24 protein-coding genes are annotated in these 23,063 nt (G+C 67.5%); 13 read left to right on the top strand and 11 right to left on the bottom strand.

The features are described from left to right. Positions 1–13 precede the first annotated feature (13 nt). On the top strand, positions 14–1,048 hold the full coding sequence (locus FHR82_RS34505) for a YaaC family protein (RefSeq protein ID WP_184814805.1): 1,035 nt from the start codon (positions 14–16) through the stop codon (positions 1,046–1,048). A gap of 145 nt (positions 1,049–1,193) precedes the next feature. On the opposite strand, the gene FHR82_RS34500 is transcribed toward FHR82_RS34505, so the two are convergent. The 4 genes from FHR82_RS34500 to FHR82_RS34485 all read right to left on the bottom strand — a co-directional run bounded on the left by FHR82_RS34500 (position 1,194) and on the right by FHR82_RS34485 (position 4,758). After that, positions 1,194–2,819 carry a hypothetical protein gene (locus FHR82_RS34500; protein ID WP_184814804.1) on the bottom strand — a complete coding sequence of 542 codons (1,626 nt, stop codon included), beginning with the start codon at positions 2,817–2,819 and terminating at the stop codon, positions 1,194–1,196. Between the two features lie 200 nt (positions 2,820–3,019). Continuing rightward, a complete protein-coding gene (locus FHR82_RS34495) occupies positions 3,020–3,457 on the bottom strand; it encodes a DUF488 domain-containing protein (protein WP_184814803.1) in 438 nt (145 codons plus the stop codon). Continuing rightward, positions 3,454–4,071, bottom strand: coding sequence for a DUF488 domain-containing protein (locus FHR82_RS34490; protein WP_225943842.1), 618 nt, complete (start codon positions 4,069–4,071; stop codon positions 3,454–3,456). The genes FHR82_RS34495 and FHR82_RS34490 overlap by 4 nt, the downstream gene beginning before the upstream one ends. A 9-nt stretch (positions 4,072–4,080) precedes the next feature. After that, complete coding sequence (locus tag FHR82_RS34485) at positions 4,081–4,758, bottom strand: dual OB domain-containing protein (protein WP_184814802.1); 678 nt, start codon at positions 4,756–4,758, stop codon at positions 4,081–4,083. 474 nt (positions 4,759–5,232) lie between these two features. Here FHR82_RS34485 and FHR82_RS34480 point away from each other — a divergent pair, with 474 nt between their 5' ends. The 4 genes from FHR82_RS34480 (at position 5,233) to FHR82_RS34465 (ending at position 9,487) form a co-directional block, all read left to right on the top strand. Further along, positions 5,233–7,014: an AfsR/SARP family transcriptional regulator gene (locus FHR82_RS34480; RefSeq protein WP_184814801.1), complete on the top strand. Its 1,782-nt coding sequence runs from the start codon at positions 5,233–5,235 to the stop codon at positions 7,012–7,014. 9 nt (positions 7,015–7,023) lie between these two features. Next, positions 7,024–8,283, top strand: a complete 1,260-nt coding sequence (locus FHR82_RS34475; RefSeq protein WP_184814800.1) for a hypothetical protein — start codon at positions 7,024–7,026, stop codon at positions 8,281–8,283. A 65-nt stretch (positions 8,284–8,348) separates the two neighbouring features. Beyond that, positions 8,349–8,864: a PadR family transcriptional regulator gene (locus FHR82_RS34470; protein ID WP_184814799.1), complete on the top strand. Its 516-nt coding sequence runs from the start codon at positions 8,349–8,351 to the stop codon at positions 8,862–8,864. Then, on the top strand, positions 8,861–9,487 hold the full coding sequence (locus FHR82_RS34465; RefSeq protein ID WP_225943841.1) for a GyrI-like domain-containing protein: 627 nt from the start codon (positions 8,861–8,863) through the stop codon (positions 9,485–9,487). Before FHR82_RS34470 ends, FHR82_RS34465 begins: the two co-directional genes overlap by 4 nt. Here the strand turns inward: FHR82_RS34465 and FHR82_RS34460 are convergent. Further along, positions 9,484–10,911, bottom strand: a complete 1,428-nt coding sequence (locus FHR82_RS34460) for an MFS transporter (RefSeq protein WP_184814798.1) — start codon at positions 10,909–10,911, stop codon at positions 9,484–9,486. The two genes, FHR82_RS34465 and FHR82_RS34460, sit on opposite strands and share 4 nt — an antisense overlap. A 151-nt stretch (positions 10,912–11,062) precedes the next feature. Here FHR82_RS34460 and FHR82_RS34455 point away from each other — a divergent pair, with 151 nt between their 5' ends. Next, positions 11,063–11,710: a transglycosylase family protein gene (locus tag FHR82_RS34455; protein ID WP_184814797.1), complete on the top strand. Its 648-nt coding sequence runs from the start codon at positions 11,063–11,065 to the stop codon at positions 11,708–11,710. On the opposite strand, the gene FHR82_RS34450 is transcribed toward FHR82_RS34455, so the two are convergent. After that, positions 11,700–12,383: a hypothetical protein gene (locus FHR82_RS34450; RefSeq protein WP_184814796.1), complete on the bottom strand. Its 684-nt coding sequence runs from the start codon at positions 12,381–12,383 to the stop codon at positions 11,700–11,702. The genes FHR82_RS34455 and FHR82_RS34450 overlap by 11 nt on opposite strands. Before the next feature lie 136 nt (positions 12,384–12,519). Here FHR82_RS34450 and FHR82_RS34445 point away from each other — a divergent pair, with 136 nt between their 5' ends. Together FHR82_RS34445 and FHR82_RS34440 are read left to right on the top strand one after the other, a co-directional pair. Next, on the top strand, positions 12,520–13,026 hold the full coding sequence (locus FHR82_RS34445) for an RNA polymerase sigma factor (RefSeq protein ID WP_184815076.1): 507 nt from the start codon (positions 12,520–12,522) through the stop codon (positions 13,024–13,026). Next, the gene (locus tag FHR82_RS34440; protein WP_184814795.1) at positions 13,010–13,741 is read left to right on the top strand and encodes a hypothetical protein; all 732 of its coding nucleotides are present in this window, start codon (positions 13,010–13,012) and stop codon (positions 13,739–13,741) included. Before FHR82_RS34445 ends, FHR82_RS34440 begins: the two co-directional genes overlap by 17 nt. Before the next feature lie 72 nt (positions 13,742–13,813). Here the strand turns inward: FHR82_RS34440 and FHR82_RS34435 are convergent, their stop codons facing one another. After that, positions 13,814–14,611: a glycerophosphodiester phosphodiesterase family protein gene (locus FHR82_RS34435; RefSeq protein WP_311771418.1), complete on the bottom strand. Its 798-nt coding sequence runs from the start codon at positions 14,609–14,611 to the stop codon at positions 13,814–13,816. A gap of 81 nt (positions 14,612–14,692) precedes the next feature. Here FHR82_RS34435 and FHR82_RS34430 point away from each other — a divergent pair, with 81 nt between their 5' ends. From FHR82_RS34430 to FHR82_RS34420, 3 genes are all read left to right on the top strand, one after another. After that, on the top strand, positions 14,693–15,043 hold the full coding sequence (locus FHR82_RS34430; protein ID WP_184814794.1) for a hypothetical protein: 351 nt from the start codon (positions 14,693–14,695) through the stop codon (positions 15,041–15,043). 185 nt (positions 15,044–15,228) lie between these two features. After that, complete coding sequence (locus tag FHR82_RS34425; protein WP_184814793.1) at positions 15,229–16,941, top strand: putative bifunctional diguanylate cyclase/phosphodiesterase; 1,713 nt, start codon at positions 15,229–15,231, stop codon at positions 16,939–16,941. Positions 16,942–17,035: 94 nt separating this feature from the next. Then, the gene (locus FHR82_RS34420) at positions 17,036–17,227 is read left to right on the top strand and encodes a hypothetical protein (protein WP_184814792.1); all 192 of its coding nucleotides are present in this window, start codon (positions 17,036–17,038) and stop codon (positions 17,225–17,227) included. A 56-nt stretch (positions 17,228–17,283) separates the two neighbouring features. On the opposite strand, the gene FHR82_RS34415 is transcribed toward FHR82_RS34420, so the two are convergent. Together FHR82_RS34415 and FHR82_RS34410 are read right to left on the bottom strand one after the other, a co-directional pair. Next, entirely contained in the window at positions 17,284–18,483 is a 1,200-nt protein-coding gene (locus tag FHR82_RS34415; RefSeq protein ID WP_311771417.1) for a sigma-70 family RNA polymerase sigma factor, read from the bottom strand. Between the two features lie 206 nt (positions 18,484–18,689). Further along, entirely contained in the window at positions 18,690–19,133 is a 444-nt protein-coding gene (locus FHR82_RS34410; RefSeq protein ID WP_184814790.1) for a hypothetical protein, read from the bottom strand. Between the two features lie 96 nt (positions 19,134–19,229). Between FHR82_RS34410 and FHR82_RS34405 the strand changes: the two genes are divergently transcribed. Next, positions 19,230–20,126, top strand: a complete 897-nt coding sequence (locus FHR82_RS34405) for an RNA polymerase sigma-70 factor (RefSeq protein ID WP_184814789.1) — start codon at positions 19,230–19,232, stop codon at positions 20,124–20,126. A 7-nt stretch (positions 20,127–20,133) separates the two neighbouring features. Here the strand turns inward: FHR82_RS34405 and FHR82_RS34400 are convergent, their stop codons facing one another. Beyond that, on the bottom strand, positions 20,134–20,547 hold the full coding sequence (locus tag FHR82_RS34400; protein WP_184814788.1) for a VOC family protein: 414 nt from the start codon (positions 20,545–20,547) through the stop codon (positions 20,134–20,136). Between the two features lie 94 nt (positions 20,548–20,641). On the opposite strand from FHR82_RS34400, the gene FHR82_RS34395 reads away from it, so the two are divergent. Next, positions 20,642–21,607 carry a helix-turn-helix transcriptional regulator gene (locus FHR82_RS34395; RefSeq protein WP_184814787.1) on the top strand — a complete coding sequence of 322 codons (966 nt, stop codon included), beginning with the start codon at positions 20,642–20,644 and terminating at the stop codon, positions 21,605–21,607. Positions 21,608–21,639: 32 nt separating this feature from the next. Here FHR82_RS34395 and FHR82_RS34390 read toward each other — a convergent pair whose 3' ends face one another. Beyond that, positions 21,640–22,854 (bottom strand): MFS transporter, encoded by a 1,215-nt coding sequence (locus tag FHR82_RS34390; RefSeq protein ID WP_184814786.1) that lies wholly within the window; start codon positions 22,852–22,854, stop codon positions 21,640–21,642. Positions 22,855–23,063: the final 209 nt, after the last annotated feature.

The raw sequence follows: 23,063 nt of genomic DNA, 5'->3' as shown, positions 1-23,063 counted from the left end.
CTATAGTTGGCTGATGTATGTAGATCACGCGACCGAGGGTGTTTGGGAGCAGCTGAGGGCAACGAGATGGAACCCACCGTCTGGTGCCGCCACAAATGAGCGGCGGGCAACGTATGTCTTCGCGCTGGAGCAGGCCGAACAGATGTTCCGTGCTGCGGCTACAGTCGGCCCGGCGACTCGACCGTTGCTTGTCTTCTACGGTCTTAGCCAGGCTGGTCGTGCGATCGCTGCTGCCGCGTCCGATACCGGCAATGGGGATGCGTGGAAGCTGAATGGGCATGGCGTCAGCTCGGTGGGCTTGGACAGGCGCCTCCCCGATGTTGAGGTGCGGACAGGCAAACAGGGGGATCACGGGAGCTTCGTTCGACTGTCAGAGCTGCTGGGCTCGCCCCTGTGGGGCAAGACGCCAATGCGGCTCAACAAGCTTTGGGACCTCCTTCCCGAGAATGAACAGTGGCCGCTCCTCGAAACGGGCAATGTCCGGCGAACGCCCTTGTGGATCGAGCATCGCAACCTGCACCCGGAGCGGCATCCGTTGGCCAGCGTTCCAGTTGTTCGCTTCCCTCCCTGGGTTGTCGACGCGAAGAACGGGCGAGTAGCTCTGAGCGACTACCTGGAGGCATTCCCGGAGGCTCAGCACTACCACGACTTCCTGCGTGTTGATCCGGAGCCAGACGCGGATCCAGCGTTCAGGCGCCACCAGGACGGCTGGGGTGAACTTGACATGCACTGGCGTCTCCCAGAAGGCCGGTCGGGAACCACTGCGGAGCGACTAGCGTCTCTGGAGGCAATTACACGCCCCTACAAGGGAAGGTTGTATTTCTTTCCTGTCGTAACCTCCGACAAGCGCAGCCTGCATCCCCTGATGGCGTGGTGGGCGGTTCTGCACACATTATCAATGCTTGCCCGCTATCAACCGGCGGAATGGTCGTCTCATATCAACATCGATGCGAGCGAGAATGCGGTCGCGATCGAGCGGTTACTAAAGGACGCTATGCGTGTTCTTCCTCAACTTGTCGTAGAGACTATTGATGAGGTTACTCGCTGACACACGTCGATCATGGTCCTGTAATCGCGACGTGGACACAGTTAATCAGCGCATCATGACTCGGTCTATTAGCGGCAGGGCTGATCATTCGCCTGGGCTGATCGGTATAGCGGTCAGCCCACAGGCCGTCCCGTTTCCTTAACGATCACGTCAGCTTCTCAAGTAGATCGTTCGCGTCTTCTTGGTCCTCCCATCCGAGGTCGAAGTAAGCCGCCAGTCGGTTAATGAATTCGATAGCTGCGCTCAGTATGTCAGCAAAGGCTACGGCGAACCCCTTCTCGTCAACATTGAAGTAGCGAGTGGCCCTCAGGTATTGATCACCCTTGACATGAGCAGGGCCACTGCGCAAACTTTGAAGATTGCGCAGGAGATCAAGCCGTGTTCCAGTTTCATGAAACCCGGCGACCGCAAGATACTTTTCGAATTTGGAGATACCTTTGTCGTTCTTCTCCAGAGCGATGCGAGTCGCGATTTCAGCCTCATTTATGCGCTCGATCAGCACTTTGGCGAGCGCCAACGTCTGCGTATCAAATCCGCCTTCGTTGCCATCGCTCGGAACGTGCAAAGTATCGAAAGTATATGCATCCGCGGAGGAAAGGGGTTTGAATAGGTCCCACTCGAACTTCTCGAACCAGTCTGCGCGAAACCGCTGATAGCGCGATTTGAAGAGAAGAGCCGGCTCCTCGGGTTCTACCCACAACCCCAGGATGGTTCGGTCGTAGTATGTTCGGCTGATTGCGCCTTCTGGTGAGATATTAAAGCTCTTCCAGTAGAGCTGTTCACGAGACGGTAGGTCGCCCAAGTCGCCTAGATACACAATGACAAAGTCAGGGTGGTTGTTGTCAACTTTGAGACTCCACGCACCTGAGCACCAGACGTGACTATCGGCAACCTTGTAACGTCGCGCGTCACTGTAGTACTTGCCGAGAACTTCCTTCTGGAAAAAAACTGGCATGAGTTCCGGCGGGGCGGCCGGATTCTTGCCATAGCCGTTCGCGAGTTGCGCACTATCGCAGGTAAAGGTCACATCATTGCCAGTATCGTCAACGCCGATAATGAAGCTCTCGTAGGTCTTCCTGTTTCTTGCCCACGGACCTCGCGTGACAATAGGATTACCTCGAACGATCTTCTTTCCTCGAAGTCGGCCCAGCGACTTGGCAGACTTGTAGAGCGAGATTCCATCCCAGGCCCGCACGAAGTATTCGTAACGAAGGTCTTCGCTGATTGAATGCCACCGCTCATCGCCGGTGAATCCGAGATCGACAGGCGCTGTCGGCGAGTGTCGGTTGTACTCGAAGTAGACAACCAAACACATGTCACGTGCTGACAAGTACTCCTTCAAGTAGGACAGTTTGACCTTGACAACTTCAGGTCGCACAACAGCGACCTCGATTTCGTCCGCTGCCTCGTCGAATAAGACCAGTCGGCCACGTTTCTTGTCTTCACACAGGTCGTGAAACAGGCGGAACTCTTCCGACAGTTCGTTGTATTTGCCGCCCAACGTGCCGAAATCGCGAACATGCACAAATGGCTCTACGGGCCGGTCGTGCGTGCGGACATAGTGGTAGGCCTCTCCGTGCCCCTCGAACCCTGGACCACCATCACCTACGAGAAGATCCCAATCATCCTCGGCGAGTACATCGTCAAGACGGTCGCAGTCGGCAAGGGCGCAGTACATCGTCACGTCAGTATCGGACGCACCGTAGTCGTCGAACTGATACAGCGTCACCCAACGTTCAGTACCGAGCTGGTTCTCCAAGTAGGCTCGCATGTCAACAAAGGTAAGCCGTTCAACTTCGTTGCGATCTGCGTCCATGTGTTATCTCTCGCCAGCGTGAGGATGGTGCTTGCGCAGCCTATGGCAGCCCTGACTCAGTCTGAGCCCGGCAACGATACGTATGCAGACCCGGGCGAGCAGCGCACCACTTGTAGTAACACCCGGCAATTGTGCAGCGACTTAGCGTAACTAAACTACGTCAAGTGTTCGATGGTGGTGTCGCCCCAGTGTCGGGCGAGGTATTCGGCAACTAGCCGCCTGTGGCATTGGTGCGGCTTGTCCTCGCTGCACAAGAGTACGGCATTGTCTACTTGGTCGCGAGCGAGCGTGTTTTGGATTCGACGGTCTTGCATGAGCGCGAGAAACTGCTCTTCGTATGCGGACCATCCGGAGCCGTGCTTTTTGTAGTCATCCAGCATATTCTGGGTTGGCGCCAGTTCGGGATGATGCGCATATGTCATGTTGCACAATTCCGCGAGAAAAAACCGCAGGTCATCGCGTTTGGCGAACCCTGCCAGTTGTGACACGTTGTTGAGTCGCACATCAATGAGCGTCGACGTTTGGGCTACACGGAGCAATCCAAAGAATTTAGACGCCGACTTTTTCGTGAAACCGATAGTGTAGATTTTCACGATTCGTTTTCCTCAATGAGTCTCAGGTTCTCGTCAACGTATGCGATGCGGTCCTCTTGGCGTCTCAATGCTTCATCGAGTCGTTCGTCGCGAGTGCGAAACAGATCGTCTTCCGCTAAGTCAAACTTTCCCATCAGGCGTGTCATAGCGTCCGAGTGCGACTCAAGATTCCCGTCGCCGTGAATATGGTCGACCATCGCGCCACTTTCGACAAGCGTTCGCGACACGAGGATGGTGCGGTGACAATCTAAAGGTTCGCCCTCGGAGCACATAATGGCGATTTGTTCGTTGTTTGCCCCTCGCGACAAGCGCTCTATTCCATTTGCGAAAGCGCTGGTAGCTGCCAGCATCGCGTACTGGACCTTGCCGTCAATGTAGCAACTCAGGTCGGCGGTCCGCGCCCCCAGTTCATTGCCCAGGAACACGTATTTTATCCCCCGCTTGAAAAGGCCGTGTTCGAGACTTCGCTGGTTGAAGTGCGGGGTGAATCGACTGAAAGGCGTCGACCGGACATCCGCCACTGCCGTGACCCCGTGTTTGCGCAGCAACGTCACGAAAGTCTCGCCGTCGTGAGCGGAGTGACCCACCGTCAGAAACTTCTGCTTGCTCATCATCGCTCTCGACTATACAGGAGGCGCCGCGACGACAGCAGCCACGAGCTTGTACAATTCACCCTGCCATTCTTCGCCCAAGCTGATAGTCAGGATCGCATCCCCAATTGGGTATTGTCCGACCCCCCGAGGGCGAAACATATTCTCTACGGTAGGATCGGTTACTTTCAGTCGATAACCCTCGCCCGCATGCTGAAAAGAGGCCCGCACCTCTAGCAGCCTTTCCGGATCATATGGGTTCGATACGCAGATAGTCACTTGTGAACGAATTAGTCTTAGTGAATCCGTTACGGCGGTTTCCGCTGATACAATAATGCGATCGTTGAGGCCGCGGAAAGTGCTGGAACCATTTACCCACAATGGTTCTTGTGACATCGGTAACTGAATCGCGTCCAGCCAGGCCAGCTGCCCGAGCCATCGCCAAGGCGTATTGGCGTCCAAAAGGTAGTTCTCTTGCTGGTGACCTTCTGGTCGCCATTCAGTCAAACCAATCTCAAGTACATCGAGGGGCTGAGGTTGCGCACCATTGTCCAAGGCGATTTCTTGTCCCGATACCCCATGGCCATCACGGTCGCCTATTGGTCGAATCCAACGATGGCTATTTGGCGACGGAAATTCGATCCCGGCAACACAGCGGTGCGCATTCTTGCGAGAGTTTGCTAGACAAACTATTGTTTTTCTCATCGTCATTGGACCCCCACCTGTCGCTAGTCGGCTTCATGGTTCCGCTGACCACACACATCGCGTCGAGACGAGCTCGCGTTTCAGCTCACCTGCATGTCTTCTTCCCCCGCAGTGGACTCCAAAGCGAGCGTGAGCCAACTATCCGACGGCGGTCAACGACCTGAGCCGGATCACCTGCGCCCGAGGTCGGGTCGAACATGGGTTGTGTACGTGTCCGGAAACTGATCCACCGTAAGGCGCAGCAAACATGTCCCCGCCGCCGGTCGGGCTCCGTTGAGCCTGCGTCCTGTTGCCGAGGACCTGTGCTCGGTGGCGCTGGATGGCTCGGTGACTACGGAGGAAGCCGCAGGTCACAGTCCTGTTACCAAATACTACTTCGCCTACGCTGGATTCCGGGGGCCGGCGGCCGCCCCACCAGGAATACCCCTCCGCCCCATGCCGTTCCCATGATCAGTGGTCGGTCGCGGAGAGGAGTCGCCGGTGGGCGGTACGTTGCGGTTCGAGGTGCTCGGGCCGGTCCGCGCGTGGCTGGGGGACACCGAGCTCGACCTCGGCACCCCGCAACAGCGCGCCATCCTCGGCATCCTGCTCCTGCGCACCGGCGCCACCGCCACCCCTGACCAGCTGATCAGCGCGGTCTGGGGCCCGGCCGCGCCGCGCGCCGCGGTCGGCATGATCCGCTCCTACGTCTCCCGCCTGCGCCGCGTGCTCCCCGCGAACGTCATCGAGTCCGTCGGCGGCGGGTACGCGCTGCGGACCGGCTCCCTCGACGCCACCGACTTCGGCGACCACATCGCCGCCGCCCGCACCGCCACCGACCCGCACACCACGGGCACCCACCTGCGCGCCGCCCTGGGCCTGTGGCGGGGCACCCCGCTCGCCGGTGTCAACGGCGAGTTCGCGGAGATCGAACGCACCCGTCTCGCCAAGGTCCGCCTCAGCGCGATCGAGGACCTCGCCGCCGCGGACATCGACACCGGCAGGCACGTCGAGGCCACCGCCGCGCTCGAGGAGGTCATCGCCGGGCAGCCGCTGCGGGAACGCCCCCGCGAACTGCTCATGCTCGCCCTCTACCGCGCGGGCCGCCAGGCCGACGCGCTCGCCGTCTTCACCGAGATCCGCCGACTCCTCGACGACGAGCTCGGCCTCGAACCCGGGCCCGGGCTGCGTGAGATGCAACGCCGGATCCTCGCGGCCGACCCCGGGCTGCGCGACCACGAACCCCGCCACATCCCGGCGCAGCTGCCGCCCGACCTGCCGGACTTCGTCGGCCGCGCCGACGAGCTCGCCGTCATCACCGGCGCGCTGACCCCGTCCGGCACGCAGGTCCCCGTGGTCGGCATCGAGGGTCTCGCCGGCGTCGGCAAGACCACACTGGCCGTCCACCTGGGACACACGCTCACCGACCGCTTCCCGGACGGGCAGCTGTTCGCGGACCTCACCGCCGACCCGCTGCCCGGGCTCCTGCGTGCCGTCGGCGTCACCGACCCACCCGCCGCGCAGGCCGAACGCGCCGCGCTGTGGCGCACCCACACCGCGGGCCGCAGGCTCCTCATCGTCCTCGACAACGCCCGCGACGCCGACCAGCTCCGCCACCTCGTGCCCGGTGCGGGCGGCGCGGCCGTGCTGATCACCGCACGCCGCCGCATCTACGGCGTCCCGTACATCCAGTGGGTGCGCCTGCAGGGCCTGCGCGAGGACGAGTCCCGCGCGCTGTTCGAACGCCTCGTCGGTGACCGCGTGCGCCGCGAACCGGACGCCGCCCACGCCCTCGTCGCGGGCACCGCCGGGCTGCCGCAGGTGATCGCGGCGCTCGGCAGCCGCATCGCGTCCCGTCCCGAGTGGACGCTGGACGCCGCGCGCGACCGCATCGGCAGGCCGGTGCCCGGCGCACCGGTGTCGCGGCCCGAGTGCGGTGCGATCGAGAGCCCGTACCTGTCGACGCTCGATGACCTGACACCCGAGCAGGTGCGGGCGTTCCGGCTGCTCGCGGTGGCCGACGGCCCGGACATCACGCTCGCCGCGGCCGCCGCGGTGCTGGACCTGCCCGCGACCGACACCGCGCTGCTGCTGGAGTCGCTCGTGGACGTGCACCTGCTGGAGCTGGGCGGGGTGGACCGGTACTACTTCCACGCGCCGGTGCGGCACTTCGCCCGCGGCCGGGCGTTCGTCGAGGACGGTCCGGAGGCGAGCCAGGCGGCGCTGACGAGACTGGTCCGGTTCTACAGTGCGGAGAACGGCGGCGTGCGAGCGCCTGCTTAGGATGATCGGGTGCGAGCGTCGACTGGTGTACGGGCGGATCTGACGGAGTTCCTTGCCGAACCGCTCGGCCCGGCGACCGTCGCGCGCTCGCTCATGGACCTGCCGGGAGAGGGCGGTCCAATGTGGGCGGCGTATGCCAACACGCACCGCTTCGACATCCCCGGCCTCGACGCCGGCGATGACAGGTCGGCCGACTTGGTCGTGTGGGGCAAGGCGCTGGACTGCCTGGCACACCGGTACGTCCGTATGGTCTCGTCGTGGTCGGACGCACCGCACCGCCTGTACGTACTGACTCGCCAGCGACTCGCGCTCTACACCCGTGCTGATCCGAGTGGGTTCCTCGCCAGGGCGGCACGGGTGCGTGACGGTCTCCGTGACGGCATCGTGCAGCTGGGCAAGGACCTGGCCGAGAAGGTCGCCGACCGGCGCAAGCTGTGGGGCGGTGACACCTACGCGGGCAACTACGAGGGCGAGCCGATCACCCCGCCGACGATGGAGCCGCTGGCCGAGATCCGCCGCGCGCAGATCGCGGGGTTCGAGGTCGCGGAGCGCACGACCGCGCCGGTGCTGCGGCTGCGCCTGGTCGACGGTTCCGGGCTGGACTTCCTGGTCGGCATGACCGACCGCGACGAGTGCGAGTACGCGCTGGGCCTCACCAACGGCGCGCCACCGCTGCGCCCTGGCGCCCGCGGTGACTGGGTGGCGACGCTCGCGCGGCAGGCGCTCGAGCAGGCCGCGGCACTCCTGCCGGGCGAGGAGATCATGGTGGCGGGCACGACGAACGCCGGGTATGTGGGCGCGCAGCTCGGCCGTGAGCTGCGGGTCCCGCACACGCCGCTTGGCCGGATGCCCGCGCTGACCCTGCCGCCGGCGCGCTGGCCACTGCCCGCGGCGACCTCGCAGGGCCCGGACGGCTGGCTGGACGACCCGACGATCGCGTACTGGGCGCAGGCCGACCGCGCGGACCGCGACGCCGTGGCGCTCGCGGACCTGCTGGCCCACACCGCGGGCGCCGCCCGGCTGGTGCTGACCCGCGAGCGGCTGGCTCTGATCGTGACGACCGCGTCGCTGGCCGCGCCACCGGACCCGGCGGCGGCCGTCACCTCGCTGCGGGACGTGCCGCGGGCCCGGGTCCGCGGGGTGACCGCGGAGCTGGCGGGCCGCAGCCTGCCGCCGAAACCGTGGCTGCGCGTCGACTTCACGGACGGTTCGACGCTGCGCCTGCGCGACCCGGTCGCCGCCCGCCACGCCGCGGTGCTGAGTACCTGAGTCCGCGGTGATCACCACCCGCACCGGTCGACACCGGAAGCTATTCTAGTACTAGAATAGCTGCTGTGGATGTCACCCCGGCCGAGCTGACGCTGCTCGGGCTGCTCGTGGAGAGGCCCCGGCACGGCTACGAACTGGACGAGGTCATCGTCGAGCGCGGCATGCGCGAGTGGACCGAGATCGGGTTCAGCTCGATCTACTACCTGCTCACCAAGCTCCGCGACCGCGGCCTGATCGAGGAGGCGGGCGAACGCGCCCACGGCAAGGGCCGCAAGGTGTTCGCGCCGACCGCCGAGGGCAGGCGCGTGTGCGCGCAGGCCGCCGAGGAGGCGATCGCCGAACCACGGCCGGTGTTCCCGCCGATCCTCGTCGGCCTGGCGAACCAGCCGATGATCCCGCCCGACCGGCTGCGTGCCGCACTGGCCCGCCGGGCGGAGACGTTGGCAGTACGTGTGACCGAGGTCCGCGCCGCCACACCCGCGGACGCGCCGCCGTTCGTCCGCGCGATCTTCGACCACTCGCTGGCGCAGCTGGCGGCCGAGCAGGCCTGGTTGGCCAGGTATCAGGAGGAGATGTCATGAGCGGAGTCATGAGCCCATACGACGTGAAGCGCGAGCGCAAGGAGCTGTACGCGCCGAAGAACCGCGAGTGGGCGTTGCTGGAGGTGCCTGCGCAGGAGTTCATCGCGGTGTCGGGCAAGGGAAACCCGAACACGGTGCCGGAGTACGCGCGGGCGGTGGAGGCGCTGTACGCGGTGGCGTACACGCTGAAGTTCGCGAGCAAGCGGTCGGGCCGGGACTTCGTGGTGGGTCCGCTGGAGGGCCTGTGGTGGTCACCGAACCCGGAGGTGTTCACGGCCCGCGCCAAGGACGAGTGGCTGTGGCGCATGCTGATCAGCCTGCCGGAGTGGCTGACCGCACGGGACGTCGAGAAAGCCGCGGGGGCGGCGCTGGCGAAGAAGAAACTCCCGGCGATCGAACTGGTGGAACACGACACCCTGCACGAGGGCACGTGCGCGCAGGTCCTCCACGTCGGCTCCTACGACGACGAGACCCCGATCATGACGGCCCTGCACGAGCGGTACCTGCCGGCGAACGACCTGACCGAACGGGATCGCCACCACGAGATCTACCTGGGCGACCCACGCAAGACGGCCCCGGAGAAGCTGAAGACGGTGCTCCGCCAGCCGGTCAGTCCTCGTTAGAGGACCGACGGCTCCGGGTTGCCGACCGCGCGGATGGCCTTGCGGACGGGGACGAAGAACATCAGGACCAGGCCCACGAAGAAGAAGATGACCAGTGAGATGATCGCCGGCCGGTAGGAGCCCGTCGCGCCCGCGACGGCGGCGAACAGGAGCGGGCCCATCCACGAGGTGGCGCGCTCGCCGATCTCGTAGATCGAGAAGTACTGCGCCTCCTTGCCCGGCGGCACCATCTGGCTGAACAGCGACCGCGACAGCGCGTTCGTCCCGCCCAGCACCAGCCCGATCCCGGCCGCGAGCAGGTAGAACTGCAGTGCCTGCCCGGCCTGCACGAAGTACGCGGCACCGACGACGAACAGCCAGACCGTCAGGCTCATCATGATCGTGCGCTTGGCGCCGACGCGGCGGGCGACGATGCCGTGCAGGACGCCGCCGATGAACGCGACGAACTGGACGATGAGGATCGTGGAGATGAGGACGGTGTCGTCGAAGTTCAGCTCCTCCGACCCGTACTGCGCGGACACGTTCGCGACGGTCGCGATGCCGTCGGTGTAGATCAGGTAGGTCCCCAGGAACGCCAGTGTCAGCGGGTAGGCCCGCGCGAGTTTCAGCGTGTTGCCCAGCTCGCGGAAACCTCCGGTGAGGACGCCGCCGAGGCCGTGTTCGGGACCGTGCGGGCGCTGGTGGTCCTTGAGGCGCCGCAGCGGGATCAGCGTGAACGCCGCCCACCAGATGCCCGACAGCAGGAACGCGATCTGCGCCGCCCCGCCCTCGGTCAGCCCGAGCGACTCGTGCGCCAGGTACACCACGAGCTGCACCAGCAGCGCCAGCCCGCTGCCCAGGTACCCGAACGCCCAGCCCCGTGTGGACAGTCCGTCCCGTTCGTCGGCGGTGGCGATCTCCGGGATGAACGAGTAGTAGATCACCACCGACGTGCCGTAGCCGATGTTGCCCAGGATGAACAGGATCACCCCGAGCTGCCAGTTCGTGCCGCTCACCAGCGCCATCAGCGCCGTGGCGATCGCACCGCCGAACGCGGAGATCGCGAGCATCCGCTTCTTGTGCTGCGTGCGGTCGGCGATCGCGCCCAGCAGCGGCACGATCAGCACCTGGATGATCGTCGCCGCGGCCAGCAGGTAGCCCCACAGCGAGCCGGCCTGGAAGTGCAGGCCGAACACGGAGATCTGGCAGTCGACGAGCTTGTTGGTGCCGCCGTCACCGTCGGACGGGCACGGGTTCGGGCCGTTGAGTGCCGTGTCCGCGAGGGCCGCGTCGGCCGCTACCGCGGTCAGGTACAGGGACCCGAACACGGTGATGACCGACGTGGGGAACACCGAGTTCGCCCAGTCGTACCAGACCCAGCCACTCTGCTCACGCTTGCGGTCGGGTGCGTTGGGCACCGTCTCGGGGCTGTCCACCACGCTCATCGATCCTCCGTCCCGGTGCTGGCACGCGGACACTACAGGGACAGGGGTGCCCACTGATCCACTTGGGACAGGCGTGACGAAACAGTGCCGTGACTGGTGTGACTGATGGTGCGGTTGTGACTTCTGTGACCAGAACGTACCGTCCCAGATCATGAGCGGTCGACGATTCGTCCTTTGTGCACTCTTGGCGCTGGGCACCGTGCTCGGTCTCGCGCAGACCACCGCCGCGGCCGACCCGCGCGCCGACGACTGGGCCCGCCTGCGCCAGTGCGAGGCGTCCGGCCGCTACGACATCGTCTCGGCCAGCGGCAAGTACTACGGCGCCTACCAGTTCGACCTGCCCACCTGGCGCAGTGTCGGCGGCACCGGTCTCCCGCACCAGGCGGCACCGGCCGAACAGGACTTCCGCGCGCTCTACCTGTACCGGATGCGTGGCTGGCAGCCCTGGACCTGCGCGGGCACGCTCGGCCTCCGCGAGGACGGCGACGCGCGCAGCAAACGCGTCCCCACCTACGCCGAGTCCGCCTACATCGGCGGGGCCACGGCGGCACCGCCGGCGACCGGGGTGCCGCCGTGGCCGGGGGTCGTGTTCCGGTTCGGCGACTGCCACGACGCCCTGCGCACGTTCCAGCTGCGGATGAACGCCTTCGGCTACGACTTCCAGGGCACCGGCTGCTACCGCGAGGAAACCCGCACGGCGGTGTTGGCGCTGCAGCGCGCGAACGGCATCAAGGACTCCGGGTTGCTCGGCCCGAAGACCTGGAACGCCGCGTGGCAGGGCAACCCGCCTAGGCGTTAGCCCGCCGCGACCGCAGCAGGAACCAGCCTGCGAGCCCGGCCACCACGACCCCACCAGCGACGAACAGCCACAACGGGAGCGGCGCGCCGGGCTCGTCGGCCGGCACCGCGGTCTCCTGGCTGCGCGGCTCCACCCGCTGGGGGTCGATCAACGCCTTCGGCTCCGCTGGCGGCCCCGCCTGCGGCGCACCCATGTTCGCGCCGGGCGCGGCAGGCGGGAACGACGGCCGCATGGCACCCCACTCGTACGGGGCCCGCGAGCGCATCATGCTCGGCGCGATCTCCACCGCACCCGGCACCGTCACCGTCGCGACCAGCGCGTCGGGCATGATCACCTCGTGCTGTGACCCGATGGTCCACCGCCCGTCGTGCGGGAACACCACCTCCGCCGAGTAGTGCCCCGCGGTCGCACCCGACGTGCCGGGGAAGTCGACCACCGTGCCGTCCTCGTCCGTCGCCCGCAACGAGGTCGGCCCCAGGTCACCGCCCTGGAACGGATACGAACCGTGCTGGAGGATCCAGTAGCCGAACGTGTAGGTCACGCCGGCCTCGACCCGCGCGGGCGGCGGGTCGAGCAGGGTCTCCTCCCACGCACCCGCCTGTGCCGGTGCGGCCGCGAGCAGCCCGGTCGCCAGCACCGTCAACGTCACCACGAGCAATCGCCGCGTTCTCATGACCTGACTACACCGGTGGAACCGATCCGGTTCCGGCGGTGTACCACCAGCAGAAGAACCGGTCGAGGAGCACGAGACGGAAGAGGACGAGGCAGTAGCGCGAGCACGCGAAGGTGACCAGCAGGCGTACGCGTACCTGGTCGCCCGGTACAGCGCGCTCGCGCACCGGACCGCCTACCTGCTCGGCGCTTCCCACGAGGCCGAGGACGTGGTGCAGGAGGCGTTCGTGAAGGGCTACCGCGCGCTCGGCTCGTTCCGCACCGGCGCCGCGTTCCGGCCGTGGCTGCTGCGGATCGTCGCGAACGAGACCCACAACCTGCGCCGCTCCTGGCGCCGCCGCACCACCCTCGAACTGCGGATGGCGCTGCGCCCCGACGACGCCGACCCGGCCTCACCCGAGCAGTCGGCGGTCGCCGCGGACACCCACGCGGTCCTCCTCGCGGCCGTCAACACCATGCCGCACCGCGACCGCCTCGTCCTGACCTGCCGCTACTTCCTCGACCTGTCCGAGGCCGAGACCGCGCAGGTGCTGGGCTGGCCCCGCGGCTCGGTGAAGTCCCGGCTGTCCCGCGCGCTGGACAAGCTGCGCCGCGCGTTGCCGTCGCACCTGGCGGAGGAGGTGACACGTGGCCGACCACAGTGACGTCGACGACGTCGACGACCTCGACCTGGAGTCCGCCCTGCGCTCACTCGGCGCCCGGCTGGACGTGCCCGACGCACCTCACCTGACCAGCGCGGTGCTGGCCCGCCTGGACGAGCCCGCGCCGCCGGTGTGGCCACGACGGGTGCTCACCGCGGCGGTGGCCGCGGTCGTCGCTCTCGCGACCGCCATGGTCGTGTCCCCGGCGGTCCGCGCCGCGGTGGTCGAATTCCTCCGCATCGGCGCCGTGGAGATCCACCAGAACCAGCCCGCGCCCGTCACCCCGTCCCTGGACCCGCCGTTGCCGGGGGAGCGGGACGTCACGCTCGCCGAGGCCGCCGAGGCCGCCGACTTCCCGCTGCGGTTGCCGACCACGCTCGGGCCGCCGGGCGCGGTCCGCCTGATCGACGACGGCCGCGTGGTCACGATGGCGTTCGGAGCCGTCCGCGTCGACCAGTTCGACGGCGGCCTCGCCCCGATGTTCACCAAGTTCACCCACGCCGCCGACATCCACCACGTGACCGTCGACAGCAGCCCCGCGATCTGGGTCGACCGCCCGCACCCGGTCCTCTACACCGACCGTGACGGCACCCTGCGCGACGAGTCCGCCCGCCTGGCGGCCAGCACCCTGATCTGGGAGAAGGACGGCGTCACCTACCGCGTGGAGGGCGACCTGCGTCAACGGCAGGCGATCGAGATCGCCGAGTCCATGTTCTAGGGGTTCGCCGTGCCGAGCGCGTCGACCCGCGGTCCGGTGCAGAGGATCAGCAGCCCGATCGCGCGGGCCTGTTCAGCCGGCCTGGCCACCATCGGCGACGGCCCACAGGCCGCGTTCCCGCAGCACGTCCTGCAGCACGCCCGGCTTGTCGGTCATGATCCCGTCCACCCCGAGGTCGATCAGCTCGTGCATCTGGTCCGGCTCGTCGATCGTCCACACGTGCACCTCGATGCCCCGCTGCCGCGCGGCGGCGATCAGCCGCTTGTCCACGATCGTGAGCCGCCCCTGCCGCACCGGCACCTGCGCGATCCGCTGGTGCCCGCGCCTGGCCCGCACGAACGCGGGCAGCCTGCCCGCCGCCCACAACCGGGCGATCGCCTTGGTGCCCATCGACGTCAGCAGCTCGTCACCCGCGCTGCGCCGCACCTGCTCCAGCCTGGCCTCCGAGAACGACGCCACGCACACCCGCCCGAAGGAGTTCGTCCGCCGCAGCGTGTCGATCAACGGCTCGATCGCCCGCGACGCCTTCACGTCGATGTTCAGCAACGCGTCCGGCAGCTCCTCGAGCACGTCCTCCAGCCTGCTCACCGGCTCCTGCCCGCGGATCTTCGCGGTACGCACGACCTGCCACGGCTGCCGCGCGATCGGACCGGACAGGTCGGTCGTGCGGTCGAGCACCGCGTCGTGGTGCACCACGACCACCCCGTCCGACGTCGCGTGCACGTCGGTCTCCAGGTACTGGTAACCCTCGCTCACCGCACGGCGGAACGCCGACAGCGAGTTCTCCATCCCGTCCAGCTCGTCGTAGTGCCACCCCCGGTGGACGAACGCACGCGGGTAGGGACCGGCGAAAAATGCGTGGTCATGCACACTGTCGAGTGTGCCTCAGCGGCGTGGCTCGCCGGTGCACGGGCAGTGGCCAGCTAGCGTCAGACTCGTGAGGTTCGCCAGGTGATCGCTCCAGAACGACTCAAGACCCGCGCCGACGTCCGGCACTGCGGCTGGTGCGGTCTGCGCTTACCGGAAGACGGGAAGGTCGGCCGCCCCCGCAGGTACTGCTCCCAGTCCTGCCGCCAGCGCGCCTACGAACGCCGCTCCGCCGTCCAACGCGGTGGCCTCCCGGAAGACGCCGTCGTCCTGTCCGCGGCGGAGCTCGCGGACCTGCAGGACCGGCTGTTCCAGCTGCGCTGCGCCGCCGAGGACGTGGCGACCGCCGTCGACGACGGCGCGGGCCCGCTCGAACTCAAGAACCTCGCCGCCGCGGTGGTCGAGAACGCCCATGGGCTGGAGCGGCTGCGCTGAAGCCACACAGCAATGATGTGCGCTTCGCAAGCTCCGCGCATTGACGATGTGCGCTTCGCAAGCTCCGCGCATTGACGATGTGCGCTTCGCAAGCTCCGCGCATTGACGATGTGCGCTTCGCAAGCTCCGCGCATTCGACTACGCTTCGTGCGCAATTGCCCGATCAAACCACGCGAGGCACGCGGATGGACACCGACGGCACCTCACTGAGTGAGGTGCTGGACGCCGCCGACACGGCGTTCGCCGTGACCGACACACGATGCCGTGTGCGCTGGTCGAACCGTGTCATGGCCGAGCTCCTGGCCCTCACGCCGGAGCAGTGCGTCGGCCGTTCCCTGCCCGCTCTTCTGGTCGGCGCGCCAGAGGGGCCCGGAGAAGGGGAGGGCGCCGACAGCGTCGTCGTGTCCCTGCGAACCGGCACCGATCAACATCGCTGGCTCGAGGTCCGCTGCACTCGGCTCAACGAGGGTTACCTCTACCGGGTGAGTGATGTGAGCCGTTGGCGGGACAGCGACGTCGCTCCCGCCGAACGCGATGAATGGCAAAAAGCTCTCATCCGGATGGCCGACGAGGATCCGCTGACCGGCCTCCTCAACCGCCGCGCCCTCACCAGGGAGCTGGAGCGCCAGCTCGCGCTCGGCGGTGACGGCGCGCTGCTGCTGCTGGACCTCGACAACTTCAAGGACATCAACGACCTCCGCGGCCACCCGGCGGGGGACCGGGTCATGTGCACCCTCGCCAACGTCCTGCGCGAACGCATCGGCAACGGCCACGTGCTCGGCAGGCTCGGCGGCGACGAGTTCGCGGTGGTCCTCGCGGACACCGACGAGGCGACCGCGGTCCGCATCGCCGACCGGCTCCGCAACGCCGTCGCCACCATCCCGGTCACCGGCGGCGTCGGCACCACCCGCATCACGGTCAGCGCCGGTGTCGCGGGCTTCGGGTCGGGGGAGAGCTGGCAGGCCGTGCTCGCCAACGCCGACCTCGCCCTGTACGCGTCCAAGGACGCGGGCCGCAACCGCGTCACCGTCTACGAACAGGGCCACTACGCCGACACCGCCCTGCGCGTCACCGTCCTGGACCGCCTCCGCAACGCACTCGCCCACGGCGGCCTCGAGCTGCACGCCATGCCGATGGTCAAGCTCGGCAGCAACCGCGTCGTCGGCCACGAACTGCTGCTGCGCCTGGAGGACGGCCGCCAGCCCAGGCTCGGCCCGGGGGAGTTCCTGCCCGCCGCCGAACGCAGCGGCCTCGTCCTCGACATCGACCGCTGGGTCGCGGGCACCGCCATCGACGCGCTCGTCGCCCACCCGTACCCGGGGCTGCGGTTCAACGTGAACGTCTCCGGCCGCACCCTGGAGGACGAGGACTTCGGCGACTACGTCCTCGACCGCCTCGCCGCCGCGGGCGTCGCGCCGGGCAGGCTCGGGTTCGAGATCACCGAGACCGCCGCGGTCACCAACCTCGCCGCCGCCCGCAGCCTCGCCCAGCAGCTGCGGGCCAGCGGCTGCCGCATCTCCCTCGACGACTTCGGTGCGGGCTTCGGCTCGTTCGTGCACCTCAAGCAGCTGCCCATCACCGGCGTGAAGATCGACGGCGAGTTCGTCCGCGGCATCGACTACGGCAGCCGGGACACCGTGCTGGTACAGGGCATCGTCGACATCGCGCGCGGGCTCGGCGTGTCCGTGGTCGCCGAGTGGGTGGAACGCGCGAGCCAGGTCGACGCGCTGTCCCGGCTCGGGGTGCGGGTGGCGCAGGGGTTCCACCTCGGCAAGCCCGAACCGCTCACCGAGCTGCTGGCCCGTTCGCACGGCACCTGGATGCGCAAGCCGCGGCTCATGCCCAACGCCGACGCCGCGGGCGAGGCGATGACCTTGGACGCCCAGAACTCCACCTGAGGACTGGACGTGCTCGACCGCCACTCAAGGGCGCCGCTGTACACATAAGGGACGACCCGGTCGGGTCGAAACCATTGGTGGGCGGTGGTGCGCAATGTCCAAGTCGAACACCTCGGCGGAGATCAGCGGCCTGCAGATCTGCATCGTCAACACCGACGCCCAGATCGACGCGGCGCTGGACAACGGGGACCGGCGCGCGTTCCGGGTGTGGTGCCTGCGCAGGGCCTCGTTGATCGCGAGGGTCGAGCGGGTACTGGTCGAAGCGGCGATGGCGAAGGCTGCGTAGCTTTCCTCTCTCTCACCCTGACCTCGGCAACGTCACGTGACGAAAATAGGCCGAGGTCAGGGGAGAGGTGGGGGAGGAAGCTTGAGCGGCAACCCGAACGCGGGGAACAGGTGCGGCTCGAACGCGGTGATCTGCGTGATCCGGCCACCCTCGATGCGCAGCACGTCGAACACCTGCGCGCGGAACACCGCCGTCCCGGGCCGCCGCAGGTAGTGCGCCACGGCGGGCTGCCGGTTCGCCGAGGTCGGCAGACTCCGCCACGCACCGACATAACCCGGCGAACCCGGCTCGAACGAGGGCCGCAGGAACTTCACGATCGCGTCCCGCCCGACGAACCACAACGGGTTCGGCGGCATCGTCAGAATCGTCTCGTCGGCCAGCAGCTCCGCCATGGAGTCGACGTCACCACCTAGTGCCGCGGCCATGTACCGCTCGAGGATCGCTTTCTCCTCGGGCGTCGGCCCGGTCGCCGACGTCCATTCCGCGCGCCGCGCCGGCAGGCGGTCCCGCAGCACCGGCCGCGCCCGCTGCAGGTCGTTGTTGACCGTCGCCACGGTGACGTCGAGCTGCTCCGCGGCCTCGGCGGCCGACCAGTCCAGCACGTCCCGCAACAGCAACACGGCACGCTGTCTCGGCGGCAGGTGCTGGATCGCGGTGAGGAACACCAGTTCGAGCGTCTCCCGCGACACCGCGGCACTGTCCGGCGCGGTGTCGAGATCCAGAAGTTGATCAGGGTAGGGCTGGAGCCACGGCACCCGTTCCGGGCCTTCGCCCGCGCCGGAGTCGAACCCGGGCACCGGCTCGTAGCGCTGGACCTGCCGCTGGTTGCGGCGCAGGAAGTCCATGCACGCGTTGGTGGCGATCTTGTACAGCCACGTGCGCACACTGGCGCGGCCCGCGAACCCGTCCTGGCCGCGCCAGGCCCGCAGGAACACATCCTGCACCAGGTCCTCGGCGTCGTCGTACGAGCCGAGCATCCGGTAGCAATACGCCTGTATCTCACGCCGGTACGGCTCGACGAGATCCGCGAAAGTTCCCTCAGAAGCGTTCTCCTGAGATTTCTCGGCGACCGGTTCCGCCGCGGGGCTCGAATCGCGCGCTGGTTCGACTGCCAGCAGCTGCATCCGCAGCGACATGTCGGCGATGACGCGGTGCACCGGGCCCAGCGAGCCGAACGAGTCCACAGAGGACGCAGAGGACGTCGTGGACCGGCGGGCCCGGTAGGCCTTCTGCCTGCAGGCGGCTGAGCAGTACACCGACGTGCGTCCGCGTCCGGCGACCACCTGGAGCGGACGACCACACACGGAACAGGCGACCATGCGGCGAACACTAACCTTCTCACCAGCATCCCGATAAGTTCGATAATCTACATTATGTTAAGTCAACGAGGTGGTGGGCACAGCAGGGATCCCCTGGGGCCTCCTCCGGATGCGTGGAAGAGGAAGTGACGCTCGACCGAGTGCTAGGCACGTTCGAAGACGAGGTCGAAGTCCGTGCGCCACGTCGAGCCGCGGTCCTCGGACGCTTCCCAGCGTCCGGCGATCCGGTCGGGCGCGACCTCGGCGACGAACCGCTGGCACATGTCGGGGTCTTCGCGGCTCAAGGTCCAGTGCGTGCCGTCGAAGGTCATGGCGTAGACCCGGCAGACACCTCGTTCGTCGTTGTAGAGGGCTGTGTAGGCGTTGTTCGGGTCGCTGCGTCCGAGCACCAGGACCATCTCGTTGGTGGCTTTCCCGACAGCGCCGCCCATGGTCCAGCGGAAGACCACGAACGCGTCGGCGAGCCACTCGGCTGTGGCCGTGCCGGGCACCTCGAGGTCGGCGGGCTCCAGGAACCACGCGTTCCGCATGGTCGCCCGCCACGAGCCGACAAGGGCGTCCAGGCGCTCCATGGCGTCGTTGCGCATGTCACCTCCTTCTCCCCCATTACGATCCTTTGTGTCGTGTCACAAGATGCCAGGATCTGGTGTCGGGTGGGTGTGATGAAGCGACAGGAGACGGCGATGAGTGGTGTGGGCGAGGGTGACTCCGCGACGGAGTTGTTCGTCGCGCACCGGAACCTGCTGTTCACGGTGGCCTACGAGATGCTCGGCGTGGCGGCGGACGCCGAGGACGTCCTGCAGGAGACGTGGCTGCGGTGGGTGACCGTGGACCTGGGCACCGTGCGGGACCCTCGTGCGTACCTGGTGCGGATCACCACGCGGCAGGCGCTCAACCGGTTGCGGACGCTGGGGCGGCGCAAGGAGTCCTATGTCGGTCAGTGGTTGCCGGAGCCGTTGTTGACGGCGCCGGACGTGGCCGAGGACGTCGAGCTCGCCGACAGCGTGTCGATGGCGATGTTGCTGGTGCTGGAGACGCTCACGCCGACGGAGCGTGCGGTGTTCGTGCTGCGTGAGGTGTTCGCGCTGGAGTACGACGAGATCGCGGAGGCCGTCGACAAGAGCCCTGCCGCGGTGCGTCAGATCGCGCACCGGGCGCGGGGTCACGTGGCCGCGCGCAGGCCACGTGATGTCGTCTCCCCCGTCGAGAGCCGGGCCGCGCTCGAGGCGTTCCAGCGGGCGATCGAGACCGGGGACCTGCAGGGGCTCGTCGACATCCTGGCGCCGGACGTGGTGATCCTGAGTGACGGTGGCGGGGTCAAGCAGGCTGTGCCACGTCCGGTCGCCGGTGCGGACAAGGTGGCGCGGTTGCTGGGTGCCGGCCTCGGTGCGCTCCGTGCGCGGGGTTCGCTGGAGCCGGTGCAGGTGAACGGTTTCCCGGCGCTGCTCGTGCGGATGGACGGCGAGGTCGACGGTGTGATGTCGTTGCGGGTCGAGAACGGCCTGATCTCCGGGTTGTTCTACATGCGCAATCCGGAGAAGTTGTCGCGAGTGGCGCGGGAGACCCCGGTGACCCGCTGAGTGACGGTCACGGGGTCCGTTCGGCGAGGACTGCCAGGTAGTGCGGGTTGGTCATGATGCCGATGATGTTGCCGAACGGGTCGACGACGGAGGCGGTGACGAAGCCCTCTCCCCTGGCGGTGATGCCTTCGAGCTGGGTGGCGCCCATGGCGAGCAGGCGTTCGAGTGTGGCGGGCAGGTCGTCGACGTGCCAGTTCATGATCACGCCGGCTGGGCCGTTCCTGACGTCGTGGGGTGCGAAGCGGGCGTCGATGAGGCCGAGTTCGGCCTGGTGGTCGCCGATGCGGTATTCGAGGTAGGCGGGGGCGCCGTCGTGGTCGCGGCGGAAGTAGGGCGGGAGACCGAGCAGTTCGGTGTACCAGGCCTCGGCGGCGGTCATGTCGTCGGCGTAGTAGCTGATGGTGGCGAATCCGCGGAACATGTCGGTGATCCCTTCGGCGTTTTCGTGCTGTCGGGATCCACTCTCCTCGGGAAAGTGCTCACCGAGTGAGCACTTTCCCGGCGAGAATGTTCTCATGCGTGCTGACCGTCTCGTGGCGACTCTTCTCCTGATGCAGGCGCGTGGCCGGGTGACGGCCGCGGAGGTCGCGGCGGAGCTGGAGGTGTCGGTGGCGACGGCGCGGCGGGATCTCGAGGCGTTGTCGACGGCGGGGATCCCGGTGTACCCGCAGCAGGGCCGTGGTGGTGGCTGGTCGCTGGTGGGTGGTGCGCGTACGGATCTGTCGGGGTTGACGGCGGCCGAGGCGCAGGCGTTGTTCCTGCTGGTCGGTCCGGCCGCCGCGGTCGCGCCGGAGGTGAAGGCCGCGCTGCGCAAGCTGGTACGGGCGCTCCCCGACACGTTCCGGGCCGATGCGGAGGCGGCTGCGGACGCGGTGGTGCTGGATCCGGCGCGGTGGGGTGAGCGTGCCGTGCCGCGTTCTCCTGTGGTCGAGTTGTTGCAGGGGGCGGTGGTGCGGCGCAGGAGGGTGCGGTTCTCCTACGCCGCACGTAACCGGGAACGTGCCGAGCGGACGGTGGAGCCGTGGGGGCTCGTCGACAAGGACGAGATCTGGTATCTGGTGGCCGGTACCGAACGTGGGCAGCGGACGTTCCGGGTCGACCGTATGGACGGCGTGGAGGTGACTGCCGGGACGTTCGAGCGGCCGGTGGACTTCGATCTGTCGTCGGTGTGGGAGCGGGTCGTGTCCGAGGTCGAGCAACGCAGGTCGCTTGTCTCGGCGACGGTTCTGGTGGCGGCGCGGTTCGTGTTCGTGCTGCAGGACCAGTACGGGCGGCACTGCGAGGTGCTCGACACGGTCGGCGACGGCCGGGTGCGGGTCCGGCTGGCCGCGCCCACTCCGCTGATGATCGCGCAGCCGCTCGCGGGCTGGGGCGCCATGGTCGAGGTCGAGGACTCCCCCGGGGTGCGTGCGGAGCTGGCGCGGCTGGGTGCGGAGCTGGTGGCGCGTTACGCCGAGGCGGGCAGTGGGCCGACGTCGTAGGAGTGTGTGAGGCCGGAAGGACATCGACGTCGCTACTGCTGCACGGTCTGGCCGGGCCGCACGTCGGCGAGGCGCCGCCACGCGACCACGGTCATGACGGCGACCAGGGCGAAGGCGGACCAGAACGGGGCGAGCAGACCGAACCGGGCGGCGACGAGCCCGCCGAGCAGGGCTCCGGCCACCGAGCCGCCGACCGAGGCGAGCTGGTAGACGCTGCCGACGCGGCCGAGGAGTTCCGACGGGGTGGCGCGCTGGCGCACGGTGGCCGCGACCGAGCCCCACACGACGGCGTGGACCCCGAACACGGTCATGATCGCGCCGGCGACCCAGGGGTCGCTGGTCTGCGTGAGCGCCAGGTAGGTGAGCGCTTCGACGACGAGTCCGCCGCGCAGCAGCGTGGTGTGCCCGAACCTGGTTTCCAGTCGCTCGTATGTCCACGCGCCGCAGATCCCGCCGACGGCGCCGGTCGCGATGAACAGGCCGTACTGGGTGGTGGTGAGGCCGAGGTGCTGGGTGCCGTACAGGACCCAGATGGCGAACGCGCCGACACCGGCGAGGTTCATGATGAAGATGCAGGCCGCGAGGATCCGCAGTCCCGCGTGTCCCCACAGCCAGCGCACCCCGTCGGTGATGTCGGCGCGGAGGGTGGTGCGCGGGGGTGGCGGCCGGTGCTGGACCGGGATGCGCAGCACGATCAGTGCCGCGACCGCGCACGCGGTGGCGTGCAGCCCGAACGGCACCGCCGCCGCCACCCCGAACAGCAGCGCGCCGAGCGGTGGCCCCGCGAGCTGGTTGTTGAGCATGGCCGTGAGGTACAGCCGGGCGTTGGCGCGGCCGAGCCGGTCGGCGGGCACCGAGTCGACGATGAGTGCGCTGTGGGCGGTGTCGGCGACGGTCTCGATGGTGCCGAAGAGGAACGAGACGAGGTAGAGCTGCCAGAGCGCCGGTGTGCCCGCGGCGATGACGAGGGCGAGGCCGCCGATGGTGGCGGCGCGGACGGTGTTGCCGGCGACGACGAGGGTGCGCCTCGGCAGGCGGTCGGCGAGTGCGCCGCCGGTCAGCGCGAACAGCAGCCATGGCAGTTGCTGGGCGAACAGCGCTGCCGAGACGGCGAGCGGGTCGGTGGTGAGGGTGGCGACGAGCAGTGGTCCGGCGGCGAGTGTGACGCCGTCGCCGAGGTTGGAGACGGCGACGGCGGTCCAGTGGCGGGTGAAGGCAGGGCTGAGCGCTCGACTGTGTCGAGGCATGAAAGGACTCCCGAAATGTAGACATGGCGATATAGCGACAGGTCGACGGTGTCGTCCGCTATCGCCGGGAGTCCGGGAGCAGAAGTGTCAGCGGCCCCGCGCGGCGGACATGCCGCCCACGATCTCGATGCGTGCCATGCCCTCACCTCTCGTCGCGACAAAGATCAACTGGTGAGGTTACCGCAGCTACCGCAGGCTGTCATCCCGAT

It is taken from the genome of Actinophytocola algeriensis (genome assembly GCF_014203735.1).
GTDB lineage: Bacteria > Actinomycetota > Actinomycetes > Mycobacteriales > Pseudonocardiaceae > Actinophytocola > Actinophytocola algeriensis.
Note: the sequence above shows the minus strand (reverse complement) of the source record. Positions and strands in the feature narration are given on the sequence as shown.